This is a genomic window from Pauljensenia sp. C0170B5 (assembly GCF_056590195.1).
Map to the genome: position 1 here is coordinate 401,871 of NZ_JBWPVR010000002.1, position 16,468 is coordinate 418,338.

Here is a 16,468-nt window from a genome sequence, read left to right on the forward strand (position 1 = left end):
CGCCGCTGAGACCGCACTCGGCACGCGAGTGCGTAAGGGTTAGTCAGACTGCCCGCGTTCCAGTTCACGCAAGGTGTCAGCCAGGGGGAACCCTTCGTCGGGTTCAAAGCAGAAAGTGGCACTGCCATTGGGGTCTACGCCAATGCTCGTGGTAGGTTCCACTCTGATCAGGGTAAAAGTCCCCACGGATTCCAGAGTTGCCGAATCTCCAGCCAGTAGCACTACCTGAATACCGCCCTGCGCGCTTCCGGCATTCAGATATGTCTGCATAAAGTGATCCTGTACCTGCGGCGCAGTGATCGTCGCGGTGTAATTGCCGGCGTTGTCCAGCCACAGCGGCGCATTCTCACCGATCGTCAGTTCAATTCCATTGTCACACACTATAGTCTTGCTCCCGTTTTGTCCGTGATTTCCACCGGTGATTGGCTCTGAGTCTGATTGCGACTGTTGATGGGGGCTCTCGCTTTGTCCTGTTTCTCCATCAGAGCACCCGGCAAGGGCACCCATCGCGACTACGAAAGCGCATGCCAGGAGGGCCTGTCCCCTGCTCCCATGTCTACTTCGCATATCCATCTCCAACCGCGATCGAGCCGTAATACTTTCCAAAGTCTTCCCAGGAAATGGTGATTTCACCGGTGGGAGTTGTTCCTCCACCTTCCAGATAGTTGTGGCCCCATGGATTCACAATCGTGACCGTATCCGCTGTCGCGCTCTTGACCTGATAGGCGTGCTGTCCCACAAGTTCGACGTTGATGTCCCGTCCGCTGGAGTCTGTGGCATGGACCACGGCGGTATTCCTGTCCGGATGGAATTGTCCGCTTGTCGTTGCTGTCTCCGCAGTAACAGGCTTGTCAGCTTCAAGCGCATCTCTGACTTCCATCTGATCCCAGGGCTTATATCCTTCTTTGAAGAACAGGAAGCCGTTCGACTTATCAATGGCGTGATAGTCCCCGCCGGACAGTTCCTTCGTGGCAGGGCCAGGCCATCCACCGGTGATGCCGCCATTGTTGCCAGGCATCGTTCCGCCCTGATGCATTTGCCCATAGGCCGACTCAAACAGGGAATACACATTCGGTTTCCCATCTTTTCCACAAGCACCCCTCGCATATACGTCATCAACGAATTCAGTTCGCTTCCGACTTTCGTCAGGATGAAGCGGATCATCATAGATCGTCACAAAATAGCCGTCGAGTTTTCCATTTTCATCGTAATGGGGCTTGATCATGTTCCGAAGATGCTCACGCCCTTCTGTCGAGTCATTAAGAGCTATTAACGCCGACAGGAAATAGCAGTCTCCGATTCCCCTCTGGTTCATTTCAAGGGAACCCATATCATCGAGCTGTCTGAGAATATCCTCGAGCTCTTCGTCCGATAATGCGGTGCGATCACTGATATAACTGCCTGATTCGTCTCTGTTGACCGGCTCCAGATGCAGTGCTTCACGCACCAGTGCTGCACATTCAGCACCAAGAGCCTGCGCCTGATCCAGCAATGAACGATATGCCGACAGCAGCCCGTTCCCCTGACGCGCAACAGCTACGATCGTTGGCAGTTTCGCCAGGGGCGGAGCTGCATCAATTTGCGCATCGATTGTGAGCGCCTGGTGATGGAGTTCGTCGGCTTTTCGTTGAAGCGCTGAAACCGAGGCTCCATATCCTACGAGGGCATCGCCTGCCTGGCCGATTCCGTCCACCACATGCAACGCCTGTTTTCGAATCTCTTGATGCGCGCTGTCGAACGATTCGCGCGCTTCCCCTTCCCATGCACGTATTCGGCCAGGAATTCCTTCCAGTTCCTGAGTATTCGTTTCCATCACTTGTGCGGTGGTTTCCACACCTGAGGCTGTTGCGTTAATGGCGGCGGCATCTCCCGGAATATCACCGATAAGAAGAGAAAAGAGCGGCATGGCGATCACGACCTGAATTTGTGTTGACGTTCTGGGTCATATCTGAAACTCCGGGCCCATTGCCCGTCCGTTTGCTCACTTTGCTTCCTGGCAGTCGCAACGGCCTCAGATGTCTTGTTACACCATTGCCCGACTTCCCCAACACGTGTCTGTGCGGCTTGGGAAAATGCTTCGTATGCATCGCTCAGCTCCGGCTGACCAAGCACCCCGATCCCAGGGTGAGCTGGCGTCTTGACAGTGGAGAACGCAGAAAACAGCTGGTTCAGATCGTTCGACAGCTGTTTCATTTCTTCAGGGGACATTGAAAAAGTCATCGTCGATCCTGTCCGGTTGCACTGGCTCTACCGTCACGACACTGAGGTAGATCATGTCTCACATCACACTATCATACAAACTCTAGACAATACAAGTGTTTTCGGTGAAAACAACCGGCACACCTGTCGCTTCGGCTATCCCATTCAATACGCAGATGACCCTCATCTGGACTGCTCTAACACACAGAGCATTCCAATGACTCGACTGGCTGCAACAAAGTCGGCGTATGATCAGTTCACACGTTGTACCCCAAGGATGCGAAACCACCATGGATGTCTTTACTCAAGCAATCACTCCCAGTGCCACAATTACCGGCTATTCTCTGTCCGCAAGCGAGGAGCTTTCCACAGGTCTTCGCCCTGCAGTCCTGATTTTCCCTGGCGGCGGTTACCAGTTCTGCTCGGACCGGGAAGCAGAGCCAGTAGCGCTCGCCTACGCAGCTGAAGGATTCAACGCATTCGTCGCCCGCTACGCAGTGGGTCAGGACGCACCATGGGAGCAGTCTTTTAACGATGGGCAGGAATGCATGCAGTGGGTGCGTCGACACGCACGCAAGTATGGCAGCGACCCTCATCAGATAGCTGCAGTTGGCTTTTCGGCGGGTGGCCACCTGGCGGCATCCATTGCAACGACGCGTGGTGACCGGCCGGACGCCCTCGTCCTCGGTTACCCCGTCACGCGAGCCGAGTTCGGCCCTTTGATGGGTAAGGAGATCCTCGATGTGGTCGATTCAGTTGACGAATCCACTCCTCCCACATTCGTGTTCACCACTCAAAGCGACGGCCTGGTTCCCGCTTCCAATACGACTGATCTGGTCAGCGCGCTGATGGCGCACAACGTGCCCGTGGAGGCGCACATGTACCTTCTGGGTGCTCACGGCCTCAGCCTGGCGAAGGCTCACACGGCTAACGGGCAAGCGGGAAGCACAGATGAGGCGGTTGCGCAGTGGTTCCAAGCTTCCGTTACATTCCTGCGGCGCATTTTCTCCCCTTTCCCGCTCGAGGGTGCTGCGATGACGTGGAAGTCCTATACAGATACACGCCGAGTGGGGATCGACATGCGAGTCGATCGCCTCCTGGCAGTTCCTCAGGCACGCGCGATCCTGCAGAAACTGGCACCTGAGCTTTTGGCATTCGTGGAAGCACATCCGGCGTCAGCGCACATGTCTGCACGCATCCTGTTCGAACAGGCACCCGACCGTTTTCCTGAGGACATGATCCGTCAGGTCGAAAACGAGCTCACCGCTTGCAACAGGTGAAGACTCCGCGTATTCAAGCGAAAGCCCCGTAACCTCAAGGCTACGGGGCTTCCCTGGGGGTGGCTGACGGGGCTCGAACCCGCGACGTCCTGGACCACAACCAGGTGCTCTACCAGCTGAACTACAGCCACCACTGCCGCACCGACCGGTGCAACGAATGCTTACTCTATCAGAGTTCACGCCGGACCTGAAAATTCTCACGCCCCCTCCGATGGTGGCATCGAACACGTCCCGCATTCACTGCTGCACGCTCCACCGTTCGCAACATCACCGTCAACAATTCGGAACATGCCAGTGAAAGTCCTGCATCAATTCTGCAGCATCGATCCTGATCGCCGCACGTCCACCTCAGCACCCATGTTTTGCCTAGTATCATGCGGAAAAGACCGCTTCTTAAGCATATGTAAAAGAGACGAGCGATGTCGATCCCACGTCGCGCACGATCAGGTCACCGGAACGCAGGAATCATCACCCTCAGCGCATTGATATCGCTTGGCCTTCTGGTCGGGTGCTCCAGCGGAGGCGGTGCCACTAAGAGTGATGACAATGCCAGTGGCGGCGGCACAGCATCTGCCGATGGCGAAATCCCCACCTATGACCCGATTGCCATCGTCGCTGAAGAAATCCTGGTGTGCGATAACGGCGAAAAGCAGACCACGGCATACGATCTCGAAACAGGCGAACCCACAATGGACCCCGTGGGCGGCGAAGAAAGCTGGGTTCAGACGTTCAGCGACGGATACATCGTCTACGACTCCTCAGCAGATGACGAGGAAGCCGAACATACAATTTACGCCTACGACGGCACAGAAAAGGGTACCTTCAAGGGATTCAGTGAAGAGCTTGCCGACAGCGTGGTCAGTCATTCTCTGGTTCCGTCCTCGGCGATGTTTGCCCATCGGGAAGATGGCCCTGCCAGCGTCGACGCCAAGGGAAACGTCGTGACGATCAGGCACGACCGCGATAGCCTGTTCGCCACCACTGGCTTTAACTTCGACGATATGGGCGAAGTCAAAGCCGTGGCAGCCGACGGAAGATTCGTTGTGATGAGAACTGATGACGGGTACTTCATCGTCACCCCCGACGGAAAGACTCAGCACGAGATTCCCGGGGAAGATTTCAGGGTCTTTGATGGGCACATCGTCATCGACGAAACCGGTCCTGAGGCTCGCCTGCTGGTCCCCAATAAATAGGCCAAAGCGGGTTGCTTAGCCCCACCCCCACTGGTCGAGCTCTTCGTCGTCAACACCGAAATAGTGAGCGACCTCGTGGATGACCGTTGTTCGTACCTCGTCCTCGACTTCTTCGAGCGTGTCGCACACGGCCAGGGTGGGGCGACGAAATATGAAGATACGATCCGGCAGCATCCCGGCGTAGTCGCTGCGCTCAGTCAGAGGCACGCCATCATACAAACCCAACAGGTGCAGAGAATCTTCGGGTGGGTCGTCCTCGACAATGAATGCAACATTGTCGATTGCTCGCCACAGTCTTTCGGGGATCTCATCGACTGCACGCGCCACCATCTGTTCAAACTCATCAAAGCTGGCGTCAACGCTCACGCCGGCCCGCCCTCACAGGATCTTGCGGGCGCACCTGCCCGCAGCACCACAATGCTCACCAAAACGCGCGCATCGCAATAGCGTCAGCAAAGTTGTTCATGGCGGCAGGTGACGAGGCAAGATACAGGTCCGCATCCACCAGTGACACTTCCATCACCCTGAACGAGCCCTGCCCGTCGGGAACAAGGTCAACCCGGTTGTACAGGAACAGCTCGTCGCGGCCCATCCGATCACGCACATAGGAATGCAGGATGGAGCGGATCAACTCGCCCCACTGCCACTGCTCGGCACTCGCGTCACGCGCCTCGACCACTGATTCACGGAACACAGGTGCCGACATGGTGTCCGGGGACAGCATTGCGGTTTTTTCAACCGAGTGCGAAACCAGGCCGTTGAAGAACAGCAGCGAGATCTCACCGTGAATATCGATGTCCTCCAGGTAGCGCTGCACCATGACCGAACGGCCCTCCGACAGCATCGTCATCGCGTGCATGATCGCGGCCTGACGCTGCTTCGTGTCGTTGGCGGAGTACCGACCCACATCGCGCACACCCGAGGACACAGCCGGCTTCACGACGAAGTCACCCGAGGCGGGAAAACGTGCATGCACCTGATGCTTCGACAGGTTCTGTTCCGGCTCCAACCACATCGTGGGAATCACCGGAAGGCCACGCTTCTCCAACTCAATCATGTAGTGCTTATCCGAGTTCCACTCCAGCACATCGGGGTGGTTGAGTAAACGTGGAACCGAGCGGCTCCACTGGATGAAGGCATCACGGTCAGTGGCGTAGTCCGACACTGAGCGGACGACGCTGACACCGGCATCATCCCAGTTCACGTTCGGGTCGTTCCACACTGCAATGTGCGGATCGGTACCTCGCTCGACCAGTGCATCAAGAAGTCCGACATCATTGGTGTACAGGTCAGGCATTTCCGCTGACGTTACGAGCGTTACCTTCGGTTTCGACATGACTCCACATTACCCCGATCGGATCTCAGCGAAGCCCAAGCGGGCGTGCAAGTGCTTCGCGCAGCAAAGTATCGAGCAGCTGACCGTAATCCACTCCGGAGCTCTCCCACATGCGCGGGTACAGCGAAATGGGAGTGAACCCCGGCATGGTGTTGATTTCGTTCACGGTAATGGCGCCGGTTGAGTCGTTGAAGAAGAAGTCAACGCGTGAGAGTCCTTCACCACCCACCGCGGCAAACGCCTGGATCGCAACATCACGGATCCGGTCGGCGTCTGCCTTCTTTAAATCTGCAGGACACTTGAGCGTGGCAGCTTCCGCGTCCACGTACTTGGAGTTGAAATCGTAAAACTCGCCGTCAGGCACGATAATCTCACCCAGAACTGCGGCACGAGCCGGAGCCCGCTCCCCTGTCTCAGCGCGGGTGGCCAAGACGGCGCATTCAACTTCGCGCCCCTGCAACATTGATTCGACGATGACGCGCGGATCGTGTGCGTGTGCTTCTTCGATCGCCTGGTCCAGCTGCTCCCACTGGTCCACACGCGTGATACCGATGGAGGATCCAGCGCGACATGGCTTGACAAACAGAGGCAATCCGAGGGCACGGATCCGCTCGTGCGCATCGTCCTTGTGATGCGACCACTGCTCAGCCGTCACCAACTCCCAGCGCCCTACGTCTACGCCAGCCTGGCTGAGCACTGTCTTAGTCAGGTGCTTATCCATGCACACCGCAGAAGCTGCCACACCGCATCCCACGTAGCGCACGCCAACCATCTCCAGGAGCCCCTGGATTGTGCCGTCCTCACCGTAGGGGCCATGCAGCAGCGGGAACACAACGTCGATTGCTCCCAGATCGCGTGCCGTCCGCAGGCCCTGGCCACCCTCGTCACTGTCTGACAGTTCAAAGAGGTGTCCGTGCGGCCCCCACACCACGTGTGCGCCCGTCGCGGTGACTTCGTGCCCATGCCCGTCGTGGAATTCAAGGTCATCAGGGTTGTCACTGACGCGCACCCACTGGCCATCCTTCGTAATGCCCACCGGCACAATGTCCCACACGTCGCGGTCGATCGCTGAAAGGATCCCTGCGGCAGTGGCGCACGAAATCTCGTGTTCGCTTGATTGTCCTCCAAAAACCATGAGGACACGGGGTCGGGCTTGAGTCATCATGGCGTTAAGCCTACCGCCGTCCGCCGCGTTTATTGACGAGGGCGCCCCCTGATGCCTCGGTTCACAGCAGTTCGATGCGCCACCCGTCCATCTTCTGAGGGCGCGACATGAGCATCTGACCCATGTGCTCAATGGAGTCACCGTCATGGACCACGCGCACCACGCTCTCCGTGATCGGCATATCCACATCGTGAGCGCGAGCCAGCTGCAGGATCGGAAGTGCGGAGCGCACACCTTCCACCACACCGGGAGACAGTTCGAGCGCTTCGTCCAGGGAAGCTCCGCGGCCCATGCGCACACCCAGCGAGTAGTTACGCGACAGTTTCGATGAGCAGGTCGCCACAAGGTCACCGATACCGGCAAGACCGGCGAAGGTGTCGGCACTGGCTCCCAGTGTCGTACCCAGACGGGTCATTTCAGCAAGGCCGCGGGTGATCAGTGTGGCACGCGTGTTGATTCCCAGGCCCATTCCCTCGGCGGCTCCAATGGCAACGGCGATGACGTTCTTGACAGCACCGGCGATTTCGCATCCAAGTACGTCGCCGCTCACGTAGGGGCGGAATGTTGACGTGTGGCAGGTGCGTGCGATCATCGTGGCGCGCTCGATGTCCTCACATGCCACGACCGTTGCCGTCGGCTGACGGTCGGCAATTTCGCGCGACAGGTTCGGACCGGACATGACGGCCACGCTGGTCGGTGCGAAGCCGGTTGCCTCGCAGATCACTGAATGGACTGTGCGCAGCGTGTCCAGTTCAAGACCCTTGGCCAGGGACAGCAATGTGGCATCGGGGTCCAGTGCGGGTGTGGCCTGTTCCAAAGTGGCGCGCACCGCCCCCACGGGCACGGCGATGCATACCAGGTTCGAGTCCTGAATGCACTGCCGGATGTCGGTTGTCGCGTTAATCGCATCGGACAGTGTGACACCAGGCAGGTAGGTTGAGTTTTCATGAGAGTTGATGAAGTCGACGACGCCCTCGTTCCTGCCCCACATCGACACGGTGAGGCCGGCCTGGCTCAGGATGTGCGCGAAGGTTGTTCCCCATGCTCCGGTGCCCAGCACGCTGGCGTGGGTGAAGCGCTGTTCAGGTGCGCCTGCCCGTTCCTCGGAGCTGTCCGCCGGAGGCGTGTGGGAGTGAGCGTCGTAGCCGGTCGTTGCGTGAGATGTCATACATCAACTCTACTGCGCGGGCACTCAGATCGCGGTTGAGCCACAAGTACGAAAAATGGGAGATAAGCTTTTGGGTACTGCCACATGCGCACGAGTGCGCATAAGCGACGCCCTGTAAGGAGATTGTGATCATGGTGCTGCCCGGACCGCACGACGAGGGATCAAAACGTGACAGTGCTTTTCTGCCTGCTGTCGCAGCAGGGATTGCCGCAGCCAGCCTCCTTGTCGCCGGTTGTTCATCAACTCCTGACGAGGGTGCCTCTGCATCCGGTGCCAGCGAGCATTCTCAGCAAAGCACACCCGACACGCCGCAGACACCGGATGAATCGGATGTTTCCGACTCCGGCAGCGACACGGATTCATCCGCGACACCCAATGAGCCGGAAGCGAACCTCTCAGACGAAAAAGATGCAACGTTGCCAGTGAACGTCGATCAATGGATTGACGGTCCCACTCATCAGGAATCCGCTCCTGTTGAAGGCAGCCAGCTCATCTTCCATGACATGCGAGTGGGAGAACATGAGAACTTCTACCGTTTCGTCATCGAATTTTCAGGTGAGGGCCTACCTGGCTGGTACGTTGACCGTGCGGCTCAGCCTCTTGAGCAAGGACGCGGATTGCCGCTGAAGATCCGCGGCGCAACCTTCCTGGATGTGGGCATCGAGGGCACTGCCATGCCGCTGGAGGAAGAAGATCAGAACGTGTATTACTCGGGGCCTCCTCTGCTCAATATCGGGCCGCTGTCGATCATTGAGGACGGCACATTTGAAGGGCGCACGCATGTTGTGATCGGTATGGATCAACAGCGCGTCTATCAGATTGGAATTCTTGAAGACCCGATGCGCGTGGTGATCGACATACGCAAATGAGCCGCCTCGTCGCTCAGGTGGTCAGCGGGCAGCGGGCGGAAGAGTCATCCTCGTCGATATGAGTACACGGGGCGCAGGCGCCGCATTGCAATGAAATCAGCGTCCCTGGACGCCCCTGCGCCAGTGCCCGAACCGTCCCAGCGTCTTCTTGGCTGGCCCCTGCATCTTGTCAGGATCCCACGGCTGTTCAGGAGCCTTCTCTCCGCGCAATTCCTCTACGCCACGAGTGATGGCCTTCTGGATGCGCTCAGTCGCTTCCACCACCGCTTCGCGGTCCTGCGATCCCTGATCGGAATACAGATCGGAAAGGTCGACCGGTTCCATGATTATCATGCGCACTTTGCGCCCGGGACGAATGTCCAGCGCCTTCGAGTAACGCTCCAGGATCGCCTGTGGCCCCCACTGTGCAATCGGGATGACCGGGCAGCGAGTATCCAGGGCAAGGCGAGCAGCACCCGTCTTGCCACGCATCGGCCAGTACTGCGGGTCACGTGTAAGAGTGCCTTCAATATAGATGCCAACGCACTGACCCGCGTCGAGCGCCTTACGGGCCCCTGCCAGCGAGTCCACAGAATGCGAGGAATTACGCAGCACCGGCACCATGCCAAGTTTCTTCATAACAGCGCCCAGCACCGGCACCTTGAACAGCTCGTTCTTGGCCATGAAGCGGGTTGGAATTCCCAGCTCACCCAGGACAAACGCCACGCACACCGGGTCGGTGTTCGAAATATGGTTCGGGGTCACCAGGAAGCCGCCTGATTCGGGCAGATTTTCTTCCCCCGTGACGTCAAAGTTGATCCACGTGTGCATGATCGGTGAAACCGCCGCCACCGCATTCTTGTACAGGCCTTGAATTCTGCTCACAGTTCACCAGCTTAATCACAGGGGTCGGTCAATAAGGCGTCTTCAATCCGAGCTGTCGGTGCCGCTTGGTTCTTGGGCACTGCCGAGGAGTCGCTTCAGTCGTCAACGTACTGGACGCGGGCGTCCAGCTGGCGCAGTTTGGTCAGGAAATGCTCATATCCGCGCGAGATCACGTCGATGCCGGCCACGTGGGACGTTCCCGTCGCAGCCAATGCTGCGATGAGGTGGGAGAAACCGCCACGCAGGTCAGGTACGGTGATGTCAGCTGCCTGCAGCGGCGTCGGTCCCGAAATCACTGCGGAATGGTAGAAGTTACGCTGACCAAAACGGCAGGGAGTCCCACCCAGGCACTCTCGATACACCTGAATATTCGCCTTCATCTGGCGCAGCGCCTGAGTGAACCCGAAGCGGTTTTCGTACACCGTCTCATGGACGATGGACAGCCCGTCGGCCTGCGTCAGGGCGACAACCAGTGGCTGTTGCCAGTCCGTCATGAACCCGGGATGGACAGCCGTTTCCAGCGCGATCGAATGCAGAGAACCACCAGGATGATAGAAGCGGATACCCTCCTTCTCGATGTCGAAGGCGCCGCCGACCTTCCTGAAGGTGTTGAGGAATGTGAGCATGTCGGGTTGGCGCGCACCCTGGACGTACACATCGCCGCCGGTTGCCAGTGCTGCCGCGCCCCACGATGCTGCTTCAATGCGGTCGGGCAGCGAGGTGTGCCGATATCCAACCAGTTCCTTGACACCTTCAATACGGATGGAACGGTCGGTATCCGGTGAGATGATCGCGCCCATTTTCTGCAGCACGTTGATCAGATCCATGATTTCCGGTTCAACGGCCGCGCCGCGCAGGATCGTGACGCCTTCAGCACGAACCGCGGTCAGCAGTGTCTGCTCGGTGGCTCCCACTGATGGGAACGGCAGGTCCACGACTGTTCCGCGCAGCCCTTCGGCTGGCCGTGACATATGGATGCCGTCGGATCGTTTGTCGACAATCGCACCGAACTGGCGCAGGATCTGCAGGTGAAAATCGATGGGGCGTCCCCCAATGTTGCATCCTCCCAGCTGTGGGATGAACGCTTCACCCATGCGGTGCAGCAGCGGGCCGCAAAACAGGATCGGGATGCGTGAGGATCCGCCCAGAGCATCGATGTCAGAGCGTTGAGCCACTTCAACGTTCGAGGGGTCAATTCTCATGACGCCGCGGTCCTGGTCGAAGTCGACGTGCGCGCCATGCAGGCGCATAAGATTCGACACCACATCCACGTCACGGATCAGCGGAACGTTGTACAGCTCAGAGGGCGTGGTCGCAAGGAGGGCTGCAACCATGGCCTTAGGAACAAAGTTCTTTGCCCCTCGCACGGTAATGCTGCCCGTGAGCGGGTGTCCCCCTTCAACTTCAAGTATCGACGTCATCTGAAGCTCCTCGTGGAAGAATCCGTATTGTCTCACTCTATGACAGTCGAGTGCGCAACGGAGTCTCAGGGAGCGCACTGCTAGGAATCTCTCACTGCTCCTGCTCGTCGCTGGGGCGAGCCGACACGACTGTTTCCTTCGGCAGGGTCCGCACCGGCAGGGTGCGCGGCTTGAAAGAGGGGCGGCGCGCCTCGTACGCTTTGATGGCATCTTCGTTGCGCAACGTCAATGAAATGTCGTCCAGGCCTTCTTGCAGACGCCACGCCGTGTAATCGTCGATGTCGAACGTGCAGGTGAACGAGCCGCATGTCACGGTGCGGTTCTCCAGTGACACGGTCATCATGACGCCTGGTTCGTTGCGTAGAAGCTTCCACAGTTGCTGGCAGTCGCCTTCGCTGATCTGCCCGGCCAGCAATCCCTGTTTGCCCGCGTTTCCTCTGAAGATGTCCGCGAACGAGGGGGCCAGAACGACTCGGAACCCGTAATCTTTGAGCGCCCACACCGCATGCTCACGCGAAGAGCCGGTGCCAAAATCAGGGCCTGCCACCAGGATCGTCCCGTGTTCGTAGGCCGGGTTGTTCAACACGAAGTTCGGGTCTGAGCGCCACGCTGAGAACAATGCGTCCTCGAAGCCCGTGCGGGCAACGCGCTTGAGGTAGACGGCCGGAATAATCTGGTCGGTGTCAACATTCGATCGTTCGAGCGGCACGCCCACGCCACTGACGGTGGTGAATTTTTCCATCTCACTCTTCTTCCACAAGTGTTTTTCTACGATTGCTGGTCCGGTACGTAGGCTGCCATCTGCCCGGGGCTCGTGCGCTGCGCGTAAGGGCGGTGCGCGCGTCGTTCCGGTCAGGCCTGCGGTTCCAGATCGTCCGGGCTGGACAGTGTTCCGCGCACGGCAGTCGCCGCTGCCACCAGTGGCGAGACGAGGTGGGTGCGTCCACCTTTGCCCTGGCGTCCTTCAAAATTGCGGTTCGATGTGGAGGCGGAGCGTTCACCAACCGACAGTTGATCGGGATTCATCCCCAGGCACATCGAGCATCCGGCGTTTCGCCACTCGGCTCCAAAGTCCTTGAAGATCTTGTCCAGGCCTTCATCTTCAGCCTGCAGTCGCACGCGCGCTGATCCTGGGACGACGAGCATTCGCAGGCCGTCAGCTTTGTGGCGCCCGTTGATAATCTTCGCCGCAGCCCGTAGGTCTTCAATACGTCCGTTGGTGCATGATCCCAGGAAAACAGTGTCGATGGGGATCTGCCGCATTGGTGTTCCTGCACGCAGATCCATGTATTCGAGGGCTCGTTCAGCTGCATGCCGCCTGGCTGCGTCACCCATGTTCTCCGGATCGGGCACGCTTGCTGACAGCGGGACGCCCTGACCGGGGTTCGTTCCCCATGTGACGAATGGTTCGATCTCTTCAGCTTCCAGCACCACTTCGGCGTCAAATACTGCGTCGTCATCTGAATACAGTGTGGACCAATATTCCACAGCCTCGTCCCATTGCTCACCCTCGGGCGCGTGGGGGCGACCCTTCAGATAGTCGAATGTGGTCTGGTCGGGAGCAATCATTCCGGCGCGCGCACCGGCCTCAATGGACATGTTGCATATGGTCATGCGGCCTTCCATTGACAGTGCGCGAATGGCTTCGCCTCGGTATTCGAGGACGTATCCCTGCCCGCCACCTGTGCCGATCTTCGCGATGATCGCGAGGATAATGTCCTTGGCTGTCACACTCGGTGACAGCGTGCCGTTGATCGTGATCGCCATTGTCTTGAAAGGGGCCAGCGGTAGTGTCTGGGTAGCCAGGACATGCTCGACTTCAGAGGTTCCGATGCCAAATGCGAGGGCGCCGAATGCACCGTGTGTGGACGTGTGCGAATCGCCGCACACGATTGTCATACCCGGTTGAGTCAGACCCAGCTGCGGGCCGACCACGTGCACGATTCCCTGGTCCGAATCTCCCAGTGAATGCAGGCGAATGCCGAATTCTTCGGCGTTGGCTCGCAGCGTGTTGATCTGAGTGCGCGAGGTAAGGTCTGCGATCGGCAGGTCAATGTTGACTGTCGGAGTGTTGTGGTCCTCTGTCGCGATGGTCAATTCAGGGTGGCGAACCTTGCGCCCGGCCAGGCGCAGCCCTTCGAATGCCTGAGGGCTGGTGACTTCGTGGCACAGCTGCAGGTCGATGTAAAGAAGGTCCGGGGCACCGTTCTCGCCTTTCGTCACAACATGGTCTGCCCACACTTTTTCAGCCAATGTGCCGCTCATGATTCCTCCTTCACGCGTGTCATCACCGTCAGTTCCCTCTGATTCAGCGAATTTTCAGCACCGCCGTCGAACTGGGTGCATAAATACGTCGACAGTGTCTATGGTTAGACACAACACGTGTCTGCAGATTTTGAATCTCAGGACTTGAGATGAGAGGATCACTATATGGACGACGCATCTTCATCAGGCGTCGGGGTTCTCGACAAGGCGGCGCTGGTTCTTGACACACTCGAGGCAGGCCCTGCCACTCTTGCCCATCTCGTCGCCGCCACTGGCCTGGCGCGGCCCACTGCCCACCGCCTGGCTGTAGCTCTCGAATTTCACCGTATCGTGGCCCGCGACATGCAGGGTCGATTCGTCCTGGGGCCGCGCCTGAAAGAACTGGCCTCACAAGCGGGCGAGGATCGTCTGCTGTCAGCCGCTATGCCCGTTTTGATTGCACTGCGCGATCACACCAAAGAATCCACGCAGCTGTATCGCCGCCAGGGCGAATCACGCGTGTGTGTGGCAGCGAGCGAACCGCCGATGGGTCTGCGCGATTCCATTCCTGTCGGCGCAACACTGTCCATGAAAGCCGGATCCGCCGCCCACGTTCTGTTGGCCTGGGAAGAGCCGGACCGCATGCACCGCGGCCTGTACAACGCCTCCTTCAGCGCGACGATGCTGGCACAGGTGCGTCGCCGCGGGTGGGCACAATCTGTAGGTGAGCGCGAAGCCGGCGTCGCGTCGGTGTCCGCTCCGGTGCGTGGACCATCTGGGCGCGTGCTCGCCGCGATCTCCGTGTCCGGCCCGATTGAACGCATGGGACGCCAGCCTGGTCGTCAGCACGGTCCGTCAGTGGTTGCTGCTGCCAACCGCCTGTCCGAGTACCTGCGTTCAGTTGAGGAAATGGAACTGTAGGAAGCTGTGAAAGTCGCCCTCGTCTCTGACTGCTACCCACCGCGACTGGGCGGGATTGAAACGCAGGTGGCGGGGCTGGCTCGAGCGCTCACTGCTGCCGGGCACGACGTCACCGTCATCACTGCCACGCCGCTTGGATCTGAACGCGGCGATCACACGTCAGTTGAGGACGAGGTACGCGTTCGCCGCCTCACGATGCGCCTACCGTGGGACATTCCCATTAACCCATTGGCGAGGGCGACTCTCACGCGCGCTCTTCCTACTTTCGACGTGGTACACATCCACACCGGCGTGGTTTCGCCTTTCGCGCGGATGGCAACGAATATCTGCGCGCGCCATGAGATCGCCTGCGTGGTGACGTGGCACTGCATGCTTGACGATCAGCGCCTGTGGTACGGGTGGGCGAATCCGCTGGATGACTGGCAGCGTGCCGGCATTGTTCTGAGCGCCGTGTCGAGCAGCGCAGCTCGGGCCGTTGAACGCTGCGCCCGCGGGCCTGTATCGGTGCGGGTTCTGCCGAATTTCATCGACACTGACCCGTGGAACAGTACACGCGAATTCCAGGCATCGCGAACCTCCCCATCCGCTCCTCTGCGCGCAGTCACAGCCACGCGGTTGGCACCACGCAAACGCATCACGCAGCTGGTCGAATGCGTGCGGGCTGCTCGCAGTCGTGGAGCTGACATTGAGCTGAACGTGTATGGTGACGGGCCGATGCGCTCATCCCTGGAACGATGCACGGCAGGTTCCGGTTTTATTCACTGGTGCGGACGCAAAACCGCTCACGAGCTGGCCGATGCGTACCGCGAGGCTGACGTGTTCGTCTCCCCTGTTATCCACGAAGCGTTTGGCATTGCGGCGTTGGAAGCTCACGCCAGCGGCCTGCCGGTTATTTACCGCAGCGGAAACGGAATCGCTGACTTTTGCACCGACGGTGTGGATGGCGTGATGGCTGGGAGCGATGGTGATATCGCACGCGCACTGTTCGACCTGGCAGTCCAGCCACACAAGTTGGCTGGACTGCAGCATGCAGCTGCATCTCAGCCGACGCAGCTGACATGGGACAAGGGGGCCGACACCGTCGCCGCCCTGTACGAGGATGCTTTCTCAATACGCATCAAAACGCATTGCCCACACGTTCCTTAACTTTCCTCCGCTTTCCTCTGCCAGCAGTTTTTACAAAACCGGGGACCCGTTACCGCGTAATACCCGATAGCTCTGCACTGTTTCGCGGTCGCGGAACTGGCGGGGCCTCATTCGCGCGGATGAAGTGGACGCCGAGTATAGACACGGGATACTCCAACCCTTATATTACGTTGTGTGGATGAATTTGATGGGGCGCATGATGCGGTTGACTGTCAGGTGGCGGGCGCTGAGCGTCATGCCCAAGCGGCGGTGAGTTTTCAGCGCCGGGCTGAGGATACGTGTGGGAGTGGTTCGAGCCGTGATCGTATTGTCACGGTGCATGTGGATCACAGTGGTCATCTTGACAGGATTGAGTTCGCCGCCCAGGTGTCGACCTTGTCGAAAAGCCAGTTGACATCCAGCGTGATGGAGGCGTACAGGGCAGCGTTGAGCGATGTGCGCACCCAGATGGTTGCTGTGGCCTCAGAGATCTTCGGTGCTGATTCGCCGACCGTGCGAAAGCTTGCGGACCAATGACGGGCGATCTGCGTATTAACACTGACCAGCTTGATGAGCACCGGTGTCATGTCGCTCACGTGGGGCAGGGAATTCAGATGGCCCGTGATGCGTCCGTTCAGGTCGGTGTGGGTGATGGCGCGTTCGGCGTATTGTGTTCGCCTTTT

Annotated in this window: 16 protein-coding genes and 1 tRNA gene; 6 read left to right on the forward strand and 11 right to left on the reverse strand. The window is 58.8% G+C overall.

From position 1 onward, the window contains the following. Nucleotides 1-39 precede the first annotated feature (39 nt). Complete coding sequence (locus tag AC1EJZ_RS05095; protein ID WP_058236340.1) at nucleotides 40-381, reverse strand: hypothetical protein; 342 nt, start codon at nucleotides 379-381, stop codon at nucleotides 40-42. 175 nt (nucleotides 382-556) lie between these two features. Further along, nucleotides 557-1,915 carry a hypothetical protein gene (locus tag AC1EJZ_RS05100; RefSeq protein WP_480294085.1) on the reverse strand — a complete coding sequence of 453 codons (1,359 nt, stop codon included), beginning with the start codon at nucleotides 1,913-1,915 and terminating at the stop codon, nucleotides 557-559. Between the two features lie 532 nt (nucleotides 1,916-2,447). On the opposite strand from AC1EJZ_RS05100, the gene AC1EJZ_RS05105 reads away from it, so the two are divergent. After that, a complete protein-coding gene (locus AC1EJZ_RS05105; RefSeq protein WP_480294087.1) occupies nucleotides 2,448-3,479 on the forward strand; it encodes an alpha/beta hydrolase in 1,032 nt (343 codons plus the stop codon). 58 nt (nucleotides 3,480-3,537) lie between these two features. On the opposite strand, the gene AC1EJZ_RS05110 is transcribed toward AC1EJZ_RS05105, so the two are convergent. Beyond that, nucleotides 3,538-3,610, reverse strand: a tRNA-His gene (locus AC1EJZ_RS05110). Between the two features lie 288 nt (nucleotides 3,611-3,898). On the opposite strand from AC1EJZ_RS05110, the gene AC1EJZ_RS05115 reads away from it, so the two are divergent. After that, nucleotides 3,899-4,672 carry a hypothetical protein gene (locus AC1EJZ_RS05115; protein ID WP_480294089.1) on the forward strand — a complete coding sequence of 258 codons (774 nt, stop codon included), beginning with the start codon at nucleotides 3,899-3,901 and terminating at the stop codon, nucleotides 4,670-4,672. Between the two features lie 15 nt (nucleotides 4,673-4,687). On the opposite strand, the gene AC1EJZ_RS05120 is transcribed toward AC1EJZ_RS05115, so the two are convergent. The 4 genes from AC1EJZ_RS05120 to AC1EJZ_RS05135 all read right to left on the reverse strand — a co-directional run bounded on the left by AC1EJZ_RS05120 (nucleotide 4,688) and on the right by AC1EJZ_RS05135 (nucleotide 8,341). Next, complete coding sequence (locus AC1EJZ_RS05120; RefSeq protein WP_257525408.1) at nucleotides 4,688-5,038, reverse strand: metallopeptidase family protein; 351 nt, start codon at nucleotides 5,036-5,038, stop codon at nucleotides 4,688-4,690. A gap of 55 nt (nucleotides 5,039-5,093) precedes the next feature. Beyond that, a complete protein-coding gene (locus AC1EJZ_RS05125; protein ID WP_058236335.1) occupies nucleotides 5,094-6,008 on the reverse strand; it encodes an ATP-grasp domain-containing protein in 915 nt (304 codons plus the stop codon). Between the two features lie 25 nt (nucleotides 6,009-6,033). Next, nucleotides 6,034-7,173 (reverse strand): D-alanine--D-alanine ligase family protein, encoded by a 1,140-nt coding sequence (locus AC1EJZ_RS05130; RefSeq protein ID WP_058236334.1) that lies wholly within the window; start codon nucleotides 7,171-7,173, stop codon nucleotides 6,034-6,036. 61 nt (nucleotides 7,174-7,234) lie between these two features. Continuing rightward, nucleotides 7,235-8,341 (reverse strand): NAD(P)H-dependent glycerol-3-phosphate dehydrogenase, encoded by a 1,107-nt coding sequence (locus AC1EJZ_RS05135; RefSeq protein ID WP_480294091.1) that lies wholly within the window; start codon nucleotides 8,339-8,341, stop codon nucleotides 7,235-7,237. Between the two features lie 131 nt (nucleotides 8,342-8,472). On the opposite strand from AC1EJZ_RS05135, the gene AC1EJZ_RS05140 reads away from it, so the two are divergent. After that, nucleotides 8,473-9,210 carry an AMIN-like domain-containing (lipo)protein gene (locus AC1EJZ_RS05140; RefSeq protein ID WP_092648385.1) on the forward strand — a complete coding sequence of 246 codons (738 nt, stop codon included), beginning with the start codon at nucleotides 8,473-8,475 and terminating at the stop codon, nucleotides 9,208-9,210. Nucleotides 9,211-9,306: 96 nt separating this feature from the next. On the opposite strand, the gene AC1EJZ_RS05145 is transcribed toward AC1EJZ_RS05140, so the two are convergent. The 4 genes from AC1EJZ_RS05145 to leuC form a co-directional block, all read right to left on the reverse strand. Further along, nucleotides 9,307-10,074 (reverse strand): lysophospholipid acyltransferase family protein, encoded by a 768-nt coding sequence (locus AC1EJZ_RS05145; RefSeq protein ID WP_092648384.1) that lies wholly within the window; start codon nucleotides 10,072-10,074, stop codon nucleotides 9,307-9,309. 95 nt (nucleotides 10,075-10,169) lie between these two features. Further along, entirely contained in the window at nucleotides 10,170-11,495 is a 1,326-nt protein-coding gene (gene murA, locus AC1EJZ_RS05150; protein WP_092648383.1) for a UDP-N-acetylglucosamine 1-carboxyvinyltransferase, read from the reverse strand. Between the two features lie 91 nt (nucleotides 11,496-11,586). Beyond that, on the reverse strand, nucleotides 11,587-12,237 hold the full coding sequence (gene leuD / locus AC1EJZ_RS05155) for a 3-isopropylmalate dehydratase small subunit (RefSeq protein WP_070727043.1): 651 nt from the start codon (nucleotides 12,235-12,237) through the stop codon (nucleotides 11,587-11,589). 110 nt (nucleotides 12,238-12,347) lie between these two features. Continuing rightward, nucleotides 12,348-13,760, reverse strand: coding sequence for a 3-isopropylmalate dehydratase large subunit (gene leuC / locus AC1EJZ_RS05160; RefSeq protein WP_070727041.1), 1,413 nt, complete (start codon nucleotides 13,758-13,760; stop codon nucleotides 12,348-12,350). A gap of 165 nt (nucleotides 13,761-13,925) precedes the next feature. Here leuC and AC1EJZ_RS05165 point away from each other — a divergent pair, with 165 nt between their 5' ends. From AC1EJZ_RS05165 to AC1EJZ_RS05175, 3 genes are all read left to right on the forward strand, one after another. After that, nucleotides 13,926-14,660 carry an IclR family transcriptional regulator gene (locus AC1EJZ_RS05165; protein WP_070727039.1) on the forward strand — a complete coding sequence of 245 codons (735 nt, stop codon included), beginning with the start codon at nucleotides 13,926-13,928 and terminating at the stop codon, nucleotides 14,658-14,660. Between the two features lie 6 nt (nucleotides 14,661-14,666). Beyond that, entirely contained in the window at nucleotides 14,667-15,806 is a 1,140-nt protein-coding gene (locus AC1EJZ_RS05170; RefSeq protein ID WP_480294095.1) for a glycosyltransferase family 4 protein, read from the forward strand. 249 nt (nucleotides 15,807-16,055) lie between these two features. Then, nucleotides 16,056-16,322 (forward strand): YbaB/EbfC family nucleoid-associated protein, encoded by a 267-nt coding sequence (locus tag AC1EJZ_RS05175; protein WP_371935807.1) that lies wholly within the window; start codon nucleotides 16,056-16,058, stop codon nucleotides 16,320-16,322. Nucleotides 16,323-16,468 lie beyond the last annotated feature (146 nt).

Bases quoted from the DNA above. Each gene is read 5' to 3' on its own strand.
- AC1EJZ_RS05105 (WP_480294087.1), top strand. From the start codon at position 2,448: ATGATCAGTTCACACGTTGTACCCCAAGGATGCGAAACCACCATGGAT.
- AC1EJZ_RS05115 (WP_480294089.1), top strand. From the start codon at position 3,899: ATGTCGATCCCACGTCGCGCACGATCAGGTCACCGGAACGCAGGAATC.
- AC1EJZ_RS05125 (WP_058236335.1), bottom strand. From the start codon at position 6,008: ATGTCGAAACCGAAGGTAACGCTCGTAACGTCAGCGGAAATGCCTGAC.
- AC1EJZ_RS05130 (WP_058236334.1), bottom strand. From the start codon at position 7,173: ATGATGACTCAAGCCCGACCCCGTGTCCTCATGGTTTTTGGAGGACAA.
- AC1EJZ_RS05135 (WP_480294091.1), bottom strand. From the start codon at position 8,341: ATGACATCTCACGCAACGACCGGCTACGACGCTCACTCCCACACGCCT.
- AC1EJZ_RS05140 (WP_092648385.1), top strand. From the start codon at position 8,473: ATGGTGCTGCCCGGACCGCACGACGAGGGATCAAAACGTGACAGTGCT.
- murA (WP_092648383.1), bottom strand. From the start codon at position 11,495: ATGACGTCGATACTTGAAGTTGAAGGGGGACACCCGCTCACGGGCAGC.
- leuD (WP_070727043.1), bottom strand. From the start codon at position 12,237: ATGGAAAAATTCACCACCGTCAGTGGCGTGGGCGTGCCGCTCGAACGA.
- leuC (WP_070727041.1), bottom strand. From the start codon at position 13,760: ATGAGCGGCACATTGGCTGAAAAAGTGTGGGCAGACCATGTTGTGACG.
- AC1EJZ_RS05165 (WP_070727039.1), top strand. From the start codon at position 13,926: ATGGACGACGCATCTTCATCAGGCGTCGGGGTTCTCGACAAGGCGGCG.